The organism is Pseudomonas soli (assembly GCF_021283165.2).
Classification (GTDB): Bacteria; Pseudomonadota; Gammaproteobacteria; order Pseudomonadales; family Pseudomonadaceae; genus Aquipseudomonas; species Aquipseudomonas soli.
Map to the genome: position 1 here is coordinate 3,635,693 of NZ_CP128543.1, position 17,340 is coordinate 3,653,032.

The window sequence follows — 17,340 nt, forward strand, 5'->3', positions numbered from 1 at the left end:
CAGCTTTCTGATTCTCATTCGTCCTTACTTATGCAGCCCTCCAGGTTGAGCACAGACTCGACCGTATTTTTTTATGCAGAAGACCGACCGATGGCCCGACAATCGAGAAAGAAATCCAATTCCAAGCTGTGGTTTCTGGTGCACAGCTGGCTTGCCCTGCCGATCTGGTTCTTCGTCCTGATCGTCTGCTTCACCGGCATGTTCGCGGTGGTCAGCCAGGAAATCGTCTGGCTGGCCAATGCCGACGTGCGCGCCAGCAAGCCCGACGACGACAGCCAGCGCCTTAGCTACCAGCAGGTGCTCGACGCCATGCACAAGGCCGAACCGGACCTGGCGGTGCGTTTCTTCAGCCAGCCGGACGGTTCGCACTTCGCCCTGCAGGCCTCGGTTACCCGCGCCGACGGCACCAACGCGCTGCTCTACGTCAACCCGTACAGCGGGGCCATCCAGGGCCAGCGCCCGGACTTCGACTTCGAGGCCTTCACCCGCGCCCTGCACGGCTGGTGGCTGGTGCCCTTCACCAACGGCTACAGCTGGGGCTGGTACCTGGTGTCGCTGCTCGGGCTGCCGATGCTCGCCTCGCTGGTCACCGGGCTGGTGGTGTACAAGAAATTCTGGCGCGGCTTCTTCAAGCCCGTGCGCACCGGCCATGGCCGGCGGATCTTCTGGGGCGACCTGCACCGCCTGGCCGGCGTGTGGTCGATCTGGTTCATCGCGGTGATCTCCATCACCGGCACCTGGTTCCTGATCCAGGCGATCCTCGGCGACAACCACGTGACCATTTCCAGCGAGCCCGTCACTCCGGTGATCGCCCGCCAGCAGGTCCCACAAACCCCCGATGGCAGCCCGGCGCCACGCATCGACCTGGACGAAGCGGCGCGCATCGCCACCCAGGCGGTCCCGGGCCTGGACGTCAGTTTCATCTCGCTGCCCGCCACCGCCTACAGCCACTACAGCATGGGCGGCCGTGGCTGGTACCCGCTGATGTTCCAGACCGCCGAGGTCAACCCCTACACGCGCAACGTCGACGCCCAGTTCCTGCTCGGCGACCGCTCGGCCCTGGAGTTCGTCACCGAATCCATGCGCCCGCTGCACACAGGTGACTTCGGTGGCCTGGCGATCAAGCTGATCTGGTTCTTCTTCGGCCTGGTGCTGACCCTGATGGTGTTCAGCGGCCTGCTGATCTGGACCAAACGCACCACCCAGGCCACCCGCGCCGCCCTCAAGCGCGGCGAACGCCCGGCGCGCCCAATCACCCTGGAGGCCCACTTTTGAGCCAGACCGACACCCTGCCGCCGAGCGGCCTGAAGCAGCTGTGGCTGAAATGGCGCTTCCACCTGAACATCCTGCTGATTCTCGTGCCGCTGGGCTTCATGCCCAAGTACTTCGCCGACGCCAGCCTGTTCCGCGGCGACAGCGGCCTGGGCGCCAACATCATCCAGGACGTCCAGGTCGGGCGCTGGACCCTGGACCTGGCCGAGCTGCGCGACGAAGCCCCGCGTGCCGAAGGCCCGGCCGGCTACTTCAAGGCCTTCAATGCCGCCTGCGGCAACTGCAACGACGGCGCCAAGGCCATTTACCTGCGGGTCGGCAAGCCGCGCAGCCTGCGCGCCGCCGGCACGATCTTCTTCGGCGCGCCGGCGCGCATGGGCACCTCGCTGCCGATCCCGCCACGCACCCGTCCCGACGCCGACATCTGGATCACCATCGAAGGCTGGGACGGCAAGATGTACCAGGCCTCGGTGCCGCTGGCCAAGGCATCCCCCGCCACCGCGGCCTGGCTTGAAAAACAAGGAGGCAACAAATGAAACAGCTGATGCGCAGGCTGGCCCTGCCCCTCTTGGCCCTGGCCGCCACCCCGGCGCTGGCGCACAATCCCATGTGCGAGTGCACCGAGCACGGCGAGCAGATCACCTGCAAGGGCGGTTTCTCCGACGGCAGCGGCGCTCCGGGGGTGACCCTGGACGTGATCGGCTACGACGAACAGGTGCTGGTGGCGAGCAAGCTCGGCGACGACTCGACCCTGACCTTCAAGCGCCCCGACGGCGAGTTCTACGTGCTGTTCGACGCCGGCCCCGGCCACGTGGTGGAAGTCGACCACGCCGACATCGGTGCGCCATGAGCCGCGCCCAGGTGGTGCGCCCGGCCGGCGCCGGGCACGAGACCCTCTACGTGCTGCTGGCCGCCGTGCTGATCGTGGTGCTGGCCGCAAGCGTGGTGGCCGTGCGCGGCGAGCGCGAGGATGAACAGGCCATCGCCGCCCACCAGCTCGACGCCCGCCGCGACCTCAATGCCGCCGAACAGGGCATCCACACCGACCTGTGGGTGGCCGTCGAGGAGATCCGCGCACTGCGCGAGGACAATGGCGTCGCCCCGGACGCCCAGGCCCTGGCCGCCGAGGGTCTGCCACCTTTCGTCAGCGACGCAAGCAGCCAGAGCCGCGGCAGCCACCAGTGGTCGTTGCTGGCCAACGGTGCCTACCTGGGACGCAGCCAGGACGCCCAGGTGGCCGGCAGCTTCCTGGTGATCCTGCCAGCCGCCAGCGATGCCCAGCCTGATGTCTGGCTGCGCCGCGACAGCACCGCCCTGCCCCCGGACGCGCTGGACAGCGATGCACTGATCGCCGCCGGCTGGCAGCAGATCGTCACCCACTACGACGCCGGGGTCACCCGCCAACACCGTCACTAAGGACCTGCCCATGCTCCGCTTCGCCCGCCGCACCCTGGCGCTGCTCCTGGCCTGCGCCCTGCCCGCCCTGGCCCTCGCCGACAACGGCAAGCCCCTGCGCATCGGCATCACCCTGCACCCCTACTACAGCTACGTGAGCAATATTGTCGGCGACAAGGCCGAAGTGGTGCCGCTGATCCCGGCCGGTTTCAACCCGCATGCCTACGAGCCGCGCGCCGAGGACATCAAGCGCATCGGCAGTCTCGACGTGATCGTGCTCAACGGCGTCGGCCACGACGACTTCGCCGACCGCATGATCGCCGCAAGCGAAAAGCCCGACATCAGGACCATCGAGTCCAACGCCAACGTGCCGCTGCTGGCAGCCACCGGCATCGCCGCCCGCGGCGCCGGCAAGGTGGTCAACCCGCACACCTTCCTGTCGATCAGCGCGACCATCGCCCAGGTCAACAACATCGCCCGCGAACTGGGCAAGCTCGACCCCGACAACGCCAAGTTCTATACGCAGAATGCCCGTGCCTACGCCAAGCGCCTGCGTGGCTTGCGTGCCGAGGCCCTGGCCAAGGTCACCCAGGCGCCGGACGCGACCTTCCGCGTGGCCACCATCCACGCCGCCTACGACTACCTGGTGCGTGACTTCGGCCTGGAGGTCACCGCCGTGGTGGAGCCTGCCCACGGCATCGAGCCGAGCCCGGCGCAGTTGAAGAAGACCATCGACCAGCTCAAGGCGCTGGACGTGAAGGTGATCTTCTCGGAGATGGACTTCCCCTCGGCCTATGTCGACACCATCCACCGCGAGTCCGGCGTGCGCATCTACCCGCTCACCCACATTTCCTACGGCGACTACACCAAGGAAAAATACGAGGTCGAGATGAAGCGCAACCTCGACACCGTGGTCCAGGCCATCCAGGAAAACCGCACATGACCGCCGCCGCCAACCTCACCAGCGCCTGCGGGCCGCGCATCGAGTTCGACGGCATCGACCTCACCCTCGGCCGCACGCGCATCCTCGAAAATGTGCGTTTCAGTGTCGCCCCAGGCAGCGTGCACGCCATTGTCGGCCCCAACGGCGGCGGCAAGAGCTCGCTGATCAAGACCTTGCTCGGGCAGATGCCGCACCAGGGCCAGTTGACCCTGCACTGGCCCGGCGAGCGCGAGGTGATCGGCTACGTGCCCCAGGCCCTGGAGTTCGACCGCGGCCTGCCGATGACCGTGGACGACTTCATGGCCGCCATGTGCCAGCGCCGCCCGGCGTTCCTCGGCCTGTCGCGGCGCGTGCGCCCGCAAATCGACGCGGCGCTGCAACGGGTGGGCATGCTCGACAAGCGCAAGCGGCGCATGGGCGCCCTCTCCGGCGGCGAGCGCCAGCGCGTGCTGCTGGCCCAGGGGCTGATCCCCGAGCCGCAGCTGCTGGTGCTGGACGAGCCGATGTCGGCCCTCGACGAGGCCGGTATCCAGGTGTTCGAGCAACTGCTGCACGGCTGGCGCCGGGCCGGCACCACCGTGCTGTGGATCGAGCACGACCTCGAAGCGGTGCTGCGCCTGGCCGACCGCGTCACCGGGCTGAGCCGCCAGGTGCTGTTCGACGCCCCGCCAGCCCAGGCCTTGACTCCCGAGCGCCTGCTCGGGCTGTTCTCCGTTCACCCGCGCAGCGAGAGCCTTGCCTGATGAGTTTCGAAACCTTGCGCCAGCTGGTCCAGGACTGGGCCACGGCTGGCTATCTGCCGGAGGCCCTGGCCTACGGCTTCGTGGTCAACGCCCTGCTGGCGGGCTTGATGATCGGCCCGGTACTCGGCGGCCTGGGCACCCTGGTGGTGGTCAAGCGCTTTGCCTTCTTCTCCGAGGCGGTCGGCCACGCGGCGCTCACCGGGGTGGCCATCGGCATCCTGCTTGGCGAGCCCTACACCGGCCCGTACGGCAGCCTGTTCGGCTACTGCCTGCTGTTCGGCATCCTGCTCAACTTCCTGCGCAACCGCACCGGCCTGTCGCCGGACACCCTGATCGGCGTGTTCCTCTCGGTGTCGCTGGCCCTGGGCGCGAGCCTGTTGCTGATGCTGGCCGGCAAGATCAACGTGCACATCCTCGAAAACGTGCTGTTCGGCTCGGTGCTCACCGTCAGCGCCCACGACCTGCTGGTGCTGGGCATCGTCGCGGTGCTGGTGCTGGCCCTGGCCCTGCCGCTGTACAACCGCATCATGCTGGCCAGTTTCAACCCGCAGCTGGCGGCGGTGCGCGGGGTGGCGGTGAAGACCCTCGACTACCTGTTCGTGGTGCTGGTGACCCTGGTCACCGTGGCCTCGGTCAAGGTGATCGGCGCGATCCTGGTCGGCGCCCTGCTGGTGATCCCGGCGGCGGCGGCGCGGCTGGTCAGCCAGTCGCTCAAGGGCTTCTTCTTCGTCTCGGTGATCATCGCCACCCTCAGCACGTTGCTCGGCATCCTGCTGCCGATCGTCTTCGACCTGCCGGTGCCCTCGGGCGCGGCGATCATCCTGGTCGCCGGGATCTGCTTCGCCCTCTGCGCCCTGGCCCGCGCCCTCGTCCCACGCCTGCAAGGAAACCCGGCATGACCCTGAAGAAACTCACCCTGGCCCTGGCCCTGAGCGGCATGCCGCTGCTGGCGGGCGCCACCGAAGTACTGACCACCCTGCCGGTGACCCACAGCCTGGCCAGCGCCTTGCTCGACGGCACCTCGGTGCAGCTCAAGCGCGCCGCCCCGGCCAACCTGCCGGCCAGCCGCCAACCTTCGTATTTCAGCGGCCGTGGCGGCGCCAGCCTGCACAAGCTGGCGCAACAGGCCGACGCGGTGATCGGCGTGCGCTCGATCTGGCGCGACGACCCGCTCTACCCCATGGCCCGGCGCAGCAACATCCGCATCGTCGAGATCGACGCCGCGCGCCCGGTGGACGGCGCCCTGCCCGGTATCGCGGTCAAGGGCGACGAAGCCTTCGCCGCCTACCCCTGGCTCAACCCGACCAACCTGGGGCGCATGGCCGATGTCGTGGCCAATGACCTGGAACGCCTCTCGCCAGCGGACAAAGCGAAGATCCAGGCCAACCTGGCCAACATCAAGCGGCAGATGCTGGAGCTGACCGCCAACAGCCAGACGCGCCTGGCCGAGGTCGACAACCTGACCGTGGTCAGCCTGTCCGAACGCCTGGGCTACCTGGCCAGCGGGCTGAACCTGGACGTGGTCGAGCAGGCGCTGCCAGCCGACGACAAGTGGGATGAAGCGGCGCTCAAGGCGCTTGGAGACAACCTCAAGGCGCAGGACGTGGCGCTGGTGCTGCACCATCGCCAGCCGGATGCCAAGGTAGCCGAAGTGATCGCCGCCACCGGGGCCAAGCTGCTGGTGGTAGAGAGCGATGCGGACGATACCGTAGCCGGGCTCAAGGCCAGTGTCGAGCAGGTGGTCAAGGCGCTCGGTCAGGGCTGATCGACATGGGGGCGGGATTGCACCCGCGATTGCAATGCCGGCCCTGTCGCGGGGCAAGCCCTCTCCCACGCCGCGACCGCTTCAGCGCTTCATGCAACGCTGATAACGCTCATCCACCCTGCCGGCAAACCACGCCGTGGTCAGCTTGCGAGTGATCTTCGGACTTTTCAGCTCGATCCCAGGCAGCACCGCCCTTGGCAAGGGCTTGCCGGCCTTGGCTTCGGCCAGGGCGAAGACCTTGCGGTAGAGCTCGGTCTCCTCCAGCGCCAGGTCATTCTCTTTCTCCAACTGCGCCCTGATCTGCGGATTACGCAACCCCAGCTTCGCTCCCAGCTTGCGCGCCGCCTGCTCGGTGGTGCCGGGCATGATCGCACCAGGGGCAATCAGGTCGCCGTCGAGCGCCAGCGGCACCCCGCTGGCCCGGCTCAGCGCCGCCTGGAACGCCGCGTTGCGGCTGGCGTACCAACCGGCGTTGAAGTCAGCGAAGCGGTAAAGCTGGCGTTGGTAATGGGTGGGATAACCCAACAGGTGAGTGATGCCGAAGTACATCCCGCCACGGCGGCTGAACACCTCCTGGCGAATGCTGCCAGGGTGGTCGTAGGGATAGCCCTTGGCGTGCTGTTCGGCAAAATCCACGCTGACCTGCATCGGCCCGCCGGTGCGCACCGGATTAAGCCCGCCCAGCAGCGAACGCCCCAGCGGCAGGCCACCGATCACCTCGTCGTAGAGGGCGCTCAGTTGCTTTTCACTGCGTACGGCGAGCAGGCGTTGCTGGTAGGTCTTGCCGTTGGCCGAAGGCGTGCTCAGGGCGCCATCGACCAGCAGCCGAGGCACATGCAGCCGAGCCGCCCGGCGGTCGATCTCCTCCCGGGCGATGCGCCCCAGGTTTGGCACTTGAGGGTCGGCGTTGAAGGTGGACTCCTGCTCGGCCACCGCCAGCACGGCGCACAGGTTGCTCTTGCTCGGGCTGATGCCCTGAGCCTGGAACGCCACCTGGATATCCTCGGCCCAACCCTGACGGTCCTTGACCTGGGCCGGCAGCAGGCGCATGAGCTGGGCGCGGACCTTGGCCGGATCGGCCTCCGGTGCCTCTTCGCGGCGCCCGGCGCAGCCCTGCAGCAGACCGAGCGCCAGCAGCCCGAAGGCCCACAGACGCCCGTTCAGGGTTGCTCCCCCACCAGGTAGGTCTTGCTGATCTGGCGGAACAGCGGATGGCTGGAGCTGCCCAGCAATTCGAACAGCACCATCTCGCGGGTGACCACCTGCGCCCCGGCATCGCGCATGCGCGCCAGGCCCGCCGCCTTGCTGGCCGGAGTGCGGCTGTCGCAGGCATCCTCGACCACGAACACCTGCTTGCCCAGGGCCAGCAGGCCGAGCACGGTCTGCAGCACGCAGACATGGGTCTCCATGCCACAGACGATCACCTGCTCGCGCGCCAGCAGGCTGGGCGGCAGGCACTCGGCGGCGACACAGGAGAAGTGCATTTTCTCGACGACCTCAGCGGCTGGCGCCGCGGCCTTGAGGGCGGACAGGGTGTGGCCCAGGCCCTTGGGATACTGCTCGGAGATCACGGTGGGCAGTTCGAGTTCGGCGGTTGCCGCCAGCAGCCAGCGGGCGCGGGCCGCAGTGCCCTCGGGGTCGCTCATGGCACCGATGAGCTTTTCCTGGATATCGACGACCAACAGCGTGGCCTTGCGAGGATCGATCAGCATTGTCAGCCTCATGCCTGGAAAAGGGCTAGCCTTACCCAGGCGCGGGATTACGTCAATCAAAGCAGCACCTGGGCAAGTTGCCGTTGCCGTTGCCGTTGCCGTTGCCGTTGCCGTTGCCGTTGCCGTTGCCGTTGCCGTTGCCGTTGCCGTTGCCGTTGCCGATCAGGAGTCTAGCGCCCTACCCAGCTAGCGACAGCTGCGTCAGCCCAGGCGCCGCCCGTAACTTCGCGACTTCAGGAGGCCGAACGGAGGTCTTGCGGAGGGAGGTGACGGGCATGGATGCCCGTCAAGCGCTGCGCCCCAGGATGGGGCGTTCAGCGCGGTCCTCCCGGGAGCAAGGCCGGAGTGAGGGGACCCGGAGCGAAGCGGAGGGCCGGATGAATGGAGCGCCACGGCTTTGCTTACTTTGGCCACGACCAAAGTAAGGGTATGACTCACCCACATGGGTTACAAATCAGTTCACGCACATAGGTAACAGTCTTTAACTGGCAGGGTCGGTTTTCGAGGATCTGACCATGCCTTGGCGAGAGCTGAAACCTATGGACCTTAAAATGCTTTTCATTGCGGATTACCTGCAGGGGCCGCCCAGCTTCAGCGCCCTGTGCCAGGCCTACGAGATCAGCCGAAAGACCGGCTACAAATGGGTCGAGCGATATGAGAAAGAGGGGCCTTCGGGGCTGGAAGAACGCAGCCGCCGCCGGTTGAACCAGGATTGGGTCGTACCCGCCGCAGTTCGCGAAGCCATCATCGAATTGCGCAGTCGAGGCGAAACGGAACCGGGGCCGAAAAAGATCCAGGCTGCGCTGCAGGAGCGTTTCCCTGATCAGGCGCCGCCCTCGAAGACAGCGATCTACAACATCCTCAAGAAAGCCCAATTGGTCAAACCACGCCGCTTACGTCAGCGTGTAGCGGTCTATCCCAAGCCCCTGGAGAAGGCCGAGTCGCCTAACCAGCTGTTCAGTGCGGACTACAAAGGTCAATTTCTGACAGGTGCAGGCGTCTGGTGCTATCCGCTGACGATCATGGATCACGCCAGTCGTTTCCTGCTCGCCTGCCACAGCATGCCCAATACCAACCTGCTGGAAACCCAGGCCGTTTTCACCCAAGTGTTCCGAGAGAATGGTTTGCCTGAGCGGATTCGTACCGATAACGGTGTGCCGTTTGCCAGTAAGGGGCGTGCGGGACTTTCTCAGCTGTCGATCTGGTGGCTGCGTCTAGGCATCATTCCCGAGCGCATTGCGCCTGGTCGGCCTGAACAAAATGGCCGCCACGAGCGCATGCATCGAACGCTCAAAAGCACGCTCCCATCGCCGCCGGCAGTGGCCTGGGAGGCTCAACAACGGCACTTTGATCGCTTTCGGCAGCACTACAATCACGAGCGCTTGCATGAAGCGCTGAAGCAGAAAACACCGGCGTCTTGCTACCAGCCATCTCCACGCCCATTCCCTGAAAAGCTCCCCGAAATGACCTATCCCAGTCATATCGAGAGCTTGCCGGCTGATAGCTCCGGCATCATCAATCGCCGGGGCTTGAGGATCTACGTAGGTTATGTGCTCAAGCACCAGACCATTGGACTGGAGCAGGTTGGGGATGGCGTCTGGGATGTTATTTTCGGTCCCATCATCCTTGGCAGAGTCGATGTGCGGGATGCCACTGATGGTTATGTAACACTCAAGGTGTTGTCACCTATGTGAGTGAACTTTTGTGTAACCCATGTGGGTGATCCGTACATCGCTCCATCATCCGGCCCCTACGCTTCGCTCCGGGGTCCCCTCACTCCGGCCTTGCTCCCGGGAGGACCGCGCTGAACGCCCCATCCTGGGGCGCAGCGCTTGACGGGCATCCATGCCCGTCACCTCCCTCCGCAAGACCTACGTTCGGCCTCCTGAAGTCGCAATTTGTGGCGCCTGAACTATCGCGCACTTAGAAGCAAAAGCAAGAGCAAGAGCAAGAGCAAGAGCAAGAGCAAGAGCAAGAGCAAGAGCAAGAGCAAGAGCAATAAAATAAGTTTGAGATTTGGAGTTGGAAGTTCTTATTGCAGTCAGGCCTCTCACCGACAACCAGGCATGAGGCCTCTGCAGAATCATAAAACTGTTAGACGAATTCTATAATCCGCCCTGTCTATCACGCACAAAGCCGCAATGGCTCCAATGTCCTACAAAGCGCATCAAGCACACGATCTTCATGCTCATGAATAAAGAAATGCCCTCCCGGAAACTTAGCCAGCGAATACTCACCAACCGTCTCCCGCCCCCAGGCCTGCAACTGCTCGTCATTGGCGCGATCGTTCTCGCCAGCGAATACATGCAAGGGACATTGCAGCGGCAGGCGCTGCTCGTACGCATAACGGCCACAAAGCAGGAAATCCGCCTGCACGATCGGCAAGGTCAGGCTCATGAGCTCGTCGTTGGCCAGCACTTCCTCGGAGGTACCACCGAGCTTGCGCAATTCGGCGATCAATTCGGCATCGCCACGCGGCTCGGTCCATTTGCCACCGGCGTAATCCTCGCGCCGGGTCGGCGCCGCAGTGCCGCAGGCGAACAAGGCCACCGGCGGCGGGCAGCCGAGTGCACGCAGTTCATGGGCCAGCTCGAAGGCAACCAGCGCCCCCAGGCTGTGCCCGAGCACGGCGTAAGGCGCATGGGTGACGGCGCGCTGCTCATGGGCCAACTGCCGGGCCAATGCCCGCAAGTCGGTATGCAGCGGGTCAGCCATGCGCGCACCGCGCCCGGGCAGCTCCACCGGGCGCACCTGCAGCCAGGCCGGCAGCTTGCGCCGCCAGCGGCTGTAGACCATCGCACTGGCACCGGAATACGGCAGGCACAGCAGATTCAGGGTCGACACCGCCTTATTGCGCCGCGACTTCGGCCATCTTCTGGCGCAGGCTCAGCGGGCGCATGTCGGTCCAGACTTCGTCGATGTAGGCCAGGCAGTCCTTCTTCAGGCCGCTCTTGCCCACCGCGCGCCAGCCATTGGGGATCGCCTTGTAGTCGGGCCAGATGGAATACTGCTCTTCGTGGTTGACCACTACCTGGAACTGGATATCGTCGCGGTCGAAAACGGAAGTCATTGCCTGTCTCCTTGAATGATGAGGGCCGAACGCGCCGGGCGCAGGGCGGCTTCCATGAAAACGAAAAGAGCGCGCGGAAAATTAGGGGCGCTCGACGATAGCCTTGCGGCGCGCTCAAGATCGAGCGCCGCCCGCGCGGCGCATGGCGGATGAATCCGCTCCTACGTTTGCCAGCCTTGGTTGCACGACAGGTCTGGTGCTACTGGGCTTCACTCCCCCAGCCCAAGGCCTTGTACAGCGCAATCGCATCCAGGTACGAGGCCGTCTCTGCCTCCGCCACCTCGCGCTTGATCGAGAACAGCGCACGCTGGTTCTCGAGCACCGCCAGGTAGGTGCCGGCCCCGCGCCGATAGCGCTTGTTGGCGATGTCGATGGCCTCGCTGCCGTGCCCGGCAGAAGCCACCAGGCTTTGCAACCGTGCCTGGTTGCGCACCAGCTGCGTGACGGCGTTCTCCACTTCCTCGCGGGCCAGCAGCACCGCCTGCTGGTAGCGCGCCTGGCTACCCTCGGCCAGCGCCTCGCGCACCCGCAGGCGCGCACGGGCATTGCCCAGGCGCAAGGCCGGCCAGGTGACCATCGGCGCCAGTTCATAAGCACGGGCCGCGCTGCCCAGGTCGCCGCTGCGCAAGGCGAAGAAACCAATGAACCCGCCCAGGTCCAGGCGCGGATACAGCTCGGCAGTGGCCGCACCGACGTCCTCGGTGCTGGCCGCCAGCTCACGCTCGGCACTGACCACGTCGGGTCGCTGGCCAATCAGCGCATCGACGTCACCCAGCGGCAACTGGCGCGCCAACGGCGGCAGGAATGGCGCGGCGCCCTGCTCCTGGCTGCCCGGCACCTGCCCAGTCAGCACATCGAGGCGATAGCTGGCCTGCTCGATGGCCGCCTGCAGCGGCGGCACCGCCGCCTCGCTGAGCAGCAGGTTGGCATGGGCGTTCTGCTGATCCTCGTACTGGCCACTGCCGGCACGCACCTGGGCGCTGGTCAGTTGCAGGGTCTCGCGCCAGGCCTCGACCTGGTCCTCGGCCACGACGAGGCTGCGCTTGAGGCCGAGCTTGAGATAGTAGTTGCGCGCCACCTCGGCGGCGATGCTCAGCCGCACCTGGCGCAGGTCCGCCGCCGCCGCGTCGGCACGCGCCTCGGCGGCGTCGGTCAGGCGTTGCAGGCGCCCAAACAGGTCGATCTCCCACTGCACGTCGAACCCGGCGCGGTACTGCTCGGTGCGCATGCGTCGCGGGTCGCTGCCATCGGCCGGTTGCTGCTGCTCCAGGCTCTGGTTGTAGCCGGCGCGGGCGGTGACCCAGGGGTAGCGGTCTAGGCTGCGGTCGTCGAACAGCGCCCGCGCCGCCAGCAGGTTGGCATGGGCCTGGCGGATATCGTGGTTATTGGCCAGGGCCTGGTCGACCAGGCGCACCAGTTGCGGATCGTCGAAGAACCGCCACCACTGCTCCGGCATCTCGCCACGGGCGGCGAAGGCGGCGCGCTGCGGGCTGTGCAGGCCACTGGCAGGTGCCTCGGGCTTGCGGTAGTCGGGGCCGACGCTGCAGGCCGACAAGGCCAGGGCCACCAGGGATACGACGAATACCGGCTTCATGGCTGGCTCTCCAGGGTTTCGGCCAACGAGCGGGCCCGCGCCGAACGCGCCGTGCTGGCATGGTCACGGGCCAGCAGGCTGTAGATGGTCGGCAGCACGAACAAGGTGAACAAGGTGCCGACCAGCATCCCGGTGACGATCACCACGCCGAGCCCGAAGCGGCTGGCGGCGCCGGCTCCGGAGGCGAACAACAGCGGGATCAGGCCCACCACCATGGCCGCCGTGGTCATCAGGATCGGTCGCAGGCGGATCTGCGCCGCCTTGCCGATGGCCGTGCGCCGGTCCAGGTGCTGCTCGGCCTGCAAGGTGTTGGCGAACTCGACCATGAGGATGCCGTGCTTGCTGATCAGACCGATCAGCGTCACCAGGCCGATCTGTGTGTAGATGTTCACCGTGGCCACCCCCAGTGCCAGCGGCAGCAGCGCCCCACTGATCGACAGCGGTACGGTGATCAGGATGATCAGCGGATCGACCAGGCTCTCGTACTGCGCCGCCAGCACCAGGTAGATCACCACTACGGCGGCGAGGAAGGCCAGCATCAGGGCATTGCCTTCCTGCTGGTACTGGCGTGCGTCGGACTGCCAGTCGATGCTGAAGCCCGCCGGCAATTCGGCGGCGACCTGCTCGAGGAAGGCCACGGTGTCGCCCAGGGTGACGCCGGCCGCCGGAATACCCTGGAAGGTCGCGGCGTTCTGCTGGTTGAACTGGGTAAGGCGGTTGGGCTCGACCTGCTCGCTGACCTGCACCACGGTGGACAGCGGCACCAGCCTGCCCTCCTCACTGCGCACGTACTGCCGGGTCAGGGCCTGCGGCGTCAGGCGCTGGTCACGCGGGCTCTGCGCGATCACATCATAGGAGCGGCCATCCAGGCCGAAACGGTTGAGGTAGTTCTCGCCCACCAGCACCGCCAGCGACTCGCCGATGTCCTGCATGCGGATACCCATGCTGTTGGCCTTGGCCCGGTCGACCCGCACCTGCACCACCGGGTTGTTGTAGTCCAGGTCGCTGTCGACCACGGCGAACAAGCCGCTCTGCCGCGCCTTGGCCTTGACCTGCTCCATGGTGTCGAACAGCACCCGGTAGTCCTGGGAGCTACGCAGCACCATCTGCACCGGCAGGCCGCCAGTGGAGCCCGGCAGCGCGGGCAGCTGGAAGGCGAAGATGCTGGTGCCCTCGACATCATTCACCGCTGCCTGCAGGTCGAGCTGGATCTGCGAGGCATTGCGTTCGCGCTCGTTCCACGGTTGCAGGTTGATGCCGCCAATACCTGAGGCGATGCCGTCGCTACCGTTGATGATCCAGGTGCTGACGGTCTCTGGCAGGGTCCGGTAGACCGAGTCGAGCTTGTCGGCGAAGCGCTCCACATAGGCCAGGTTGGCATGCTGTGGCGCCTTGATCGCCGTGAGCAGCCCGGCTTGGTCCTCGGTTGGCGCCAGCTCACGCTGCGGCAAGGCATACAGCAGCGGCAGGCTGACCAGCACCAGCAAGGCGAAACCGACGCTGATCCAGCGGTGTTTCAGCGAGAAGCCCAGCACATGGGCGTAGCGCTCGGCCAGCCAGTCGAAGAAACGGTTGGCCGCATGGGCCATGCGCCCCTCGGACTGGCGCGCGTCGAGCAGGAACGAGCTCATCACCGGCGACAGGGTCAGGGCCACCACGCCGGAGACCACCACCGCCCCGGCCAGGGTCAGGGCGAACTCGCGGAACAGCGCGCCGGTCAGCCCGCCCATCATGCCGATCGGCGCGTACACCGCCGCCAGGGTGATGGTCATGGCGATCACCGGCCCGGCCACCTCGCGGGCGCCGATCAACGCCGCCGCCACTGGGGTGCGCCCTTCCTCGATATGGCGGTGGACGTTCTCCACCACGACGATGGCGTCGTCCACCACCAGCCCCACCGCCAACACCATGGCCAACAGGGTGAGCAGGTTGACGCTGAAGCCGAACGCCAGCATCAGCGCCGCGGCGCCGAGCATCGACAGCGGGATGGTCACCACCGGGATCAGCACCGTGCGCAGCGAGCCCAGGCACAGGTAGATCACCACCACGACGATTGCCAGGGCCTCGAGCAAGGTCTTGGTGACCTCGTCGATGGAGGCCTGGATGAAGCGCGCCGTCTCGAAGGCCAGCTCCGCCTTGACGTCCGGCGGCAGGGTCTGGCGAATCTGCGGCAGCAATTGGCGGATGCCATCGACGATCACCAGCGGGTTGCCGCCCGGGGTGGCGAACAGCCCCAGGTGCACAGCCGGCACGCCGTCCATGCTGGCGCTGGTCTCCGCCGAGGCCGCGCCCAACTCGACGGTGCCGATGTCGCGGATACGCACCAGGCCGTTGCCGTCGTTGCGAATCACCAGCTCGCGGAAGTCGCCGACCGAGGTCAGGTCGGTGTCGACGCGGATGTTGGCGATCACATACTGCCCTTTCACCTTGCCCGGCGCCGCCTGGTAGTTGTTGCGGCGCACCGCCTCTGCCACGTCGGCCGCGGTCAGGCCACGGGCGGCCAGGCGCGACGGGTCGATCCACAGGCGCATGGACAAGGTCTGGCCGCCGAACACCTGGACCTTGGCCACGCCCTCGATGGTGCTGAGCAGCGGCTCGACCACTCGGGTGAGGTAGTCGGTCATGGCCGGGATAGGCAGGCTCGCACTGGAGAAACCGATGTAGGCCACCGCCGTGGACTCGCCCGCAGAGCGCTCGATCACCGGATCGTAGGCCCGTTCCGGCAGGCGGAAGCGTACCTGGTTGACCTTGGCCATCACCTCGGTGAGGGCCTGGGTCGAGTCGCGGTTCAGCTCCATGCGCACGGTCACCAGGCTACGGCCCTGCACCGACGAGGACGACAGGTAGTCGATGCCCTCCACCGACGACACTGCCTGGGCGATCGGCTGGGTGACGAAGCCCTGCATCAGCTCGGCGGGGGCGCCGGGGTATTCGGTGGTCACGGTAATGGTCGAGCTTTCCAGCAAGGGGTACTGGCGGATCGGCAACTGCAGCAGCGACAGCAGCCCCAGCAGCAGGATCAAGGTGCTGACCACCAGCGCCAGCACAGGCCGGCGCACGAACAGGTCGGTAAATGTCATGGCGTGTTCTCGCTGGGGTCAGGCGCCGCTGGCCGGAGCCTGCAGGGTGTCTACGGTGGCTTGCACGGCGGTGCCGTCGCTCAGGCGCAACTGCCCGGACACCACCACCTGGTCGTCTTCGCGCAGGCCCTGCTCGATCACTACCCGGCCGGCCTGGCGTTCACCGGTACGCACCGACACACGCTGTACCACCAAGGCATTGGCGGCGGCATCGTGGCGGGCGACGAACACCGTGTCGCCGTAGGCGGTGTAGGCCACGGCGGTTTCCGGCACGGTCAGCACCTGGCCGTCATCGGGGCTGGCTACCTGCACGCTGGCATACATGCCGGCCGACAGGCGCGCATCGGGCTTTGCCAGGGTGGCCTGCACCTGCACCGTGCGCGAACGGCCAATCAGGGGATCGATGGCGGTGATATGCGCGGTGAAGGCCGTATCGGGGAACGCATCCAGGCGCACCTCGACCGGCTGGCCGGTGCGCAGCTGGGCGCTGAGCTGCTCCTCGAGGGAGAAGTTGACATAAAGGCTGCGGGTGTCGATCAGGCTGACCACCGGGTCGCCGACATTGAGATACTGGCCCTGGTTCACCCGGCGGATACCCAGGCGCCCGTCGAAGGGTGCGCGCACCGCCTTCTGGGCGATCACCGCCTCGGTACGGGCCAGCTCGCCCTGGGCCATGTCGCGGGCCGCCAGGGCGTTGTCCAGCTGTTCCTGGGTGGCGGCGTTCTCGCGCAGCAGGTCCTTGACCCGCCGGTAGTTGGTCCGTGCATTGTCCAGCTGGGCCTTCAGGCGCAGGCGCTCGGCCTGCTCCGGGGCATCGTTGAGGGTGACCAGCACATCACCCTTGCGCACCTGCTGGCCGGAGCTGAAGTTGATCGCCGTCACCCGCCCGCCGATCTCGGCCGACACCAGCACCTGGTGCACCGCCTCCAGCTCGCCGACGCCTGCGAAGGCGCGCTTCTGCGGTGCTTTCTGTACCGTGGCCAGGGCCACCTTGACCAAGTGCCGCGGCGCGGATGCCGTGGCCTGGGCCTCCCCGGCGTGGCGCCAGGCCAGGCCACCGGCGGTAATCAGGGCCAGCACCAGGGCACTGCCAAGTATTGCCTTGCTATTCATTGCGCGTCCTCGCCTCAGGCCCAATCCAGGTTGAACAGGAAGAACGCCAGGGTCGCCCACAGCACCAGCACCAGGTGGGTGAGCTGCAGGCCTTCCTGGCGTATCCAGTAGCCGAACCACAGGCCCCCGAGCAGCATGGCGAAGGTGAAGGCAAGGAAGGCGCCAAGCGCCAGGTTCAACCAGGTGCGGGCCATGAGCGGGTCCTGCACGACGATCAGCCCATAGCTGCCTACCCAGGCCGCCAGGCTGGCGACGATCTGCAGCAGCAGGATCACCACCAGCGCGGCACGGGCCAGACCCGCCGAATGACAGGCCCTGCGCAGCAAGGGGAATTCGATGGCCGGCGGCTGGCGCAGGGGGGCCATGGCCAAGGTGGCGCCAATGGCGCCGACGGAGCTGGCGAAAGCCTGCAGGTTGTTCAATACCGCGATGCTCAGCCACAACGCCAGGCCCACGGCCTGGATGGCCTGGAACAGCCACAGGGAGGTGTGCAAATCCATATCAACGTCCGTATTGATGGCCTGGGCGGGAGGCCAGGCAATTACACAAGAAAACGCTTGGATATTAGAGGCAGCCTAGCCGATACACAAGCGCCCCTATTACAGGGGCGCGTGTTGCCAGGGAAGTTGATGCGGATCAGTCGGGAGACATTT

The 17,340-nt window shown here is 66.3% G+C and carries 17 protein-coding genes; 9 read left to right on the top strand and 8 right to left on the bottom strand.

Annotated elements, in window-relative coordinates; translation table 11 throughout:
• Positions 1–90: 90 nt before the first annotated feature.
• Genes LU688_RS16795 through LU688_RS16830 form a run of 8 tightly spaced genes read left to right on the top strand, consistent with a single transcriptional unit; the run spans position 91 to position 6,118 of the window.
• The gene (locus LU688_RS16795) at positions 91–1,275 is read left to right on the top strand and encodes a PepSY-associated TM helix domain-containing protein (protein WP_094012607.1); all 1,185 of its coding nucleotides are present in this window, start codon (positions 91–93) and stop codon (positions 1,273–1,275) included.
• Positions 1,272–1,808, top strand: a complete 537-nt coding sequence (locus tag LU688_RS16800) for a PA2404 family protein (protein ID WP_094012606.1) — start codon at positions 1,272–1,274, stop codon at positions 1,806–1,808. The genes LU688_RS16795 and LU688_RS16800 overlap by 4 nt, the downstream gene beginning before the upstream one ends.
• Positions 1,805–2,122: a hypothetical protein gene (locus LU688_RS16805; protein ID WP_028692195.1), complete on the top strand. Its 318-nt coding sequence runs from the start codon at positions 1,805–1,807 to the stop codon at positions 2,120–2,122. Before LU688_RS16800 ends, LU688_RS16805 begins: the two co-directional genes overlap by 4 nt.
• On the top strand, positions 2,119–2,688 hold the full coding sequence (locus LU688_RS16810) for a DUF6162 family protein (protein ID WP_094012605.1): 570 nt from the start codon (positions 2,119–2,121) through the stop codon (positions 2,686–2,688). Before LU688_RS16805 ends, LU688_RS16810 begins: the two co-directional genes overlap by 4 nt.
• Positions 2,689–2,698: 10 nt before the next feature.
• Positions 2,699–3,610: a metal ABC transporter substrate-binding protein gene (locus LU688_RS16815; RefSeq protein ID WP_038706328.1), complete on the top strand. Its 912-nt coding sequence runs from the start codon at positions 2,699–2,701 to the stop codon at positions 3,608–3,610.
• A complete protein-coding gene (locus tag LU688_RS16820; protein WP_094012604.1) occupies positions 3,607–4,353 on the top strand; it encodes a metal ABC transporter ATP-binding protein in 747 nt (248 codons plus the stop codon). The genes LU688_RS16815 and LU688_RS16820 overlap by 4 nt, the downstream gene beginning before the upstream one ends.
• The gene (locus LU688_RS16825) at positions 4,353–5,252 is read left to right on the top strand and encodes a metal ABC transporter permease (RefSeq protein WP_023633107.1); all 900 of its coding nucleotides are present in this window, start codon (positions 4,353–4,355) and stop codon (positions 5,250–5,252) included. Before LU688_RS16820 ends, LU688_RS16825 begins: the two co-directional genes overlap by 1 nt.
• Positions 5,249–6,118, top strand: coding sequence for a metal ABC transporter substrate-binding protein (locus LU688_RS16830; protein WP_094012603.1), 870 nt, complete (start codon positions 5,249–5,251; stop codon positions 6,116–6,118). Before LU688_RS16825 ends, LU688_RS16830 begins: the two co-directional genes overlap by 4 nt.
• Positions 6,119–6,199: 81 nt before the next feature.
• Here the strand turns inward: LU688_RS16830 and LU688_RS16835 are convergent, their stop codons facing one another.
• Both LU688_RS16835 and LU688_RS16840 read right to left on the bottom strand, forming a co-directional pair.
• Positions 6,200–7,168, bottom strand: a complete 969-nt coding sequence (locus LU688_RS16835) for a DUF1615 domain-containing protein (RefSeq protein WP_289678194.1) — start codon at positions 7,166–7,168, stop codon at positions 6,200–6,202.
• Between the two features lie 110 nt (positions 7,169–7,278).
• Entirely contained in the window at positions 7,279–7,830 is a 552-nt protein-coding gene (locus LU688_RS16840) for an isochorismatase family protein (RefSeq protein ID WP_046855219.1), read from the bottom strand.
• Between the two features lie 515 nt (positions 7,831–8,345).
• On the opposite strand from LU688_RS16840, the gene LU688_RS16845 reads away from it, so the two are divergent.
• On the top strand, positions 8,346–9,524 hold the full coding sequence (locus tag LU688_RS16845; RefSeq protein WP_104444790.1) for an integrase core domain-containing protein: 1,179 nt from the start codon (positions 8,346–8,348) through the stop codon (positions 9,522–9,524).
• Between the two features lie 430 nt (positions 9,525–9,954).
• On the opposite strand, the gene LU688_RS16850 is transcribed toward LU688_RS16845, so the two are convergent.
• The 6 genes from LU688_RS16850 to LU688_RS16875 all read right to left on the bottom strand — a co-directional run bounded on the left by LU688_RS16850 (position 9,955) and on the right by LU688_RS16875 (position 17,187).
• Positions 9,955–10,674, bottom strand: a complete 720-nt coding sequence (locus tag LU688_RS16850) for a thioesterase II family protein (protein ID WP_104445211.1) — start codon at positions 10,672–10,674, stop codon at positions 9,955–9,957.
• Between the two features lie 4 nt (positions 10,675–10,678).
• Positions 10,679–10,900, bottom strand: a complete 222-nt coding sequence (locus LU688_RS16855) for an MbtH family protein (protein WP_023632740.1) — start codon at positions 10,898–10,900, stop codon at positions 10,679–10,681.
• 199 nt (positions 10,901–11,099) lie between these two features.
• A complete protein-coding gene (locus LU688_RS16860) occupies positions 11,100–12,494 on the bottom strand; it encodes an efflux transporter outer membrane subunit (protein WP_038706333.1) in 1,395 nt (464 codons plus the stop codon).
• Complete coding sequence (locus tag LU688_RS16865) at positions 12,491–15,574, bottom strand: MexW/MexI family multidrug efflux RND transporter permease subunit (protein WP_038706334.1); 3,084 nt, start codon at positions 15,572–15,574, stop codon at positions 12,491–12,493. The genes LU688_RS16860 and LU688_RS16865 overlap by 4 nt, the downstream gene beginning before the upstream one ends.
• An 18-nt stretch (positions 15,575–15,592) precedes the next feature.
• The gene (locus LU688_RS16870) at positions 15,593–16,687 is read right to left on the bottom strand and encodes an efflux RND transporter periplasmic adaptor subunit (RefSeq protein ID WP_104445208.1); all 1,095 of its coding nucleotides are present in this window, start codon (positions 16,685–16,687) and stop codon (positions 15,593–15,595) included.
• Between the two features lie 14 nt (positions 16,688–16,701).
• A complete protein-coding gene (locus tag LU688_RS16875) occupies positions 16,702–17,187 on the bottom strand; it encodes a DUF2165 family protein (protein ID WP_160290887.1) in 486 nt (161 codons plus the stop codon).
• Positions 17,188–17,340: the final 153 nt, after the last annotated feature.

Bases quoted from the DNA above. Each gene is read 5' to 3' on its own strand.
- LU688_RS16825 (WP_023633107.1), top strand. From the start codon at position 4,353: ATGAGTTTCGAAACCTTGCGCCAGCTGGTCCAGGACTGGGCCACGGCT.
- LU688_RS16810 (WP_094012605.1), top strand. From the start codon at position 2,119: ATGAGCCGCGCCCAGGTGGTGCGCCCGGCCGGCGCCGGGCACGAGACC.
- LU688_RS16870 (WP_104445208.1), bottom strand. From the start codon at position 16,687: ATGAATAGCAAGGCAATACTTGGCAGTGCCCTGGTGCTGGCCCTGATT.
- LU688_RS16830 (WP_094012603.1), top strand. From the start codon at position 5,249: ATGACCCTGAAGAAACTCACCCTGGCCCTGGCCCTGAGCGGCATGCCG.
- LU688_RS16835 (WP_289678194.1), bottom strand. From the start codon at position 7,168: ATGCGCCTGCTGCCGGCCCAGGTCAAGGACCGTCAGGGTTGGGCCGAG.
- LU688_RS16845 (WP_104444790.1), top strand. From the start codon at position 8,346: ATGCCTTGGCGAGAGCTGAAACCTATGGACCTTAAAATGCTTTTCATT.
- LU688_RS16805 (WP_028692195.1), top strand. From the start codon at position 1,805: ATGAAACAGCTGATGCGCAGGCTGGCCCTGCCCCTCTTGGCCCTGGCC.
- LU688_RS16875 (WP_160290887.1), bottom strand. From the start codon at position 17,187: ATGGATTTGCACACCTCCCTGTGGCTGTTCCAGGCCATCCAGGCCGTG.
- LU688_RS16855 (WP_023632740.1), bottom strand. From the start codon at position 10,900: ATGACTTCCGTTTTCGACCGCGACGATATCCAGTTCCAGGTAGTGGTC.
- LU688_RS16865 (WP_038706334.1), bottom strand. From the start codon at position 15,574: ATGACATTTACCGACCTGTTCGTGCGCCGGCCTGTGCTGGCGCTGGTG.
- LU688_RS16795 (WP_094012607.1), top strand. From the start codon at position 91: ATGGCCCGACAATCGAGAAAGAAATCCAATTCCAAGCTGTGGTTTCTG.
- LU688_RS16815 (WP_038706328.1), top strand. From the start codon at position 2,699: ATGCTCCGCTTCGCCCGCCGCACCCTGGCGCTGCTCCTGGCCTGCGCC.
- LU688_RS16860 (WP_038706333.1), bottom strand. From the start codon at position 12,494: ATGAAGCCGGTATTCGTCGTATCCCTGGTGGCCCTGGCCTTGTCGGCC.
- LU688_RS16840 (WP_046855219.1), bottom strand. From the start codon at position 7,830: ATGCTGATCGATCCTCGCAAGGCCACGCTGTTGGTCGTCGATATCCAG.
- LU688_RS16820 (WP_094012604.1), top strand. From the start codon at position 3,607: ATGACCGCCGCCGCCAACCTCACCAGCGCCTGCGGGCCGCGCATCGAG.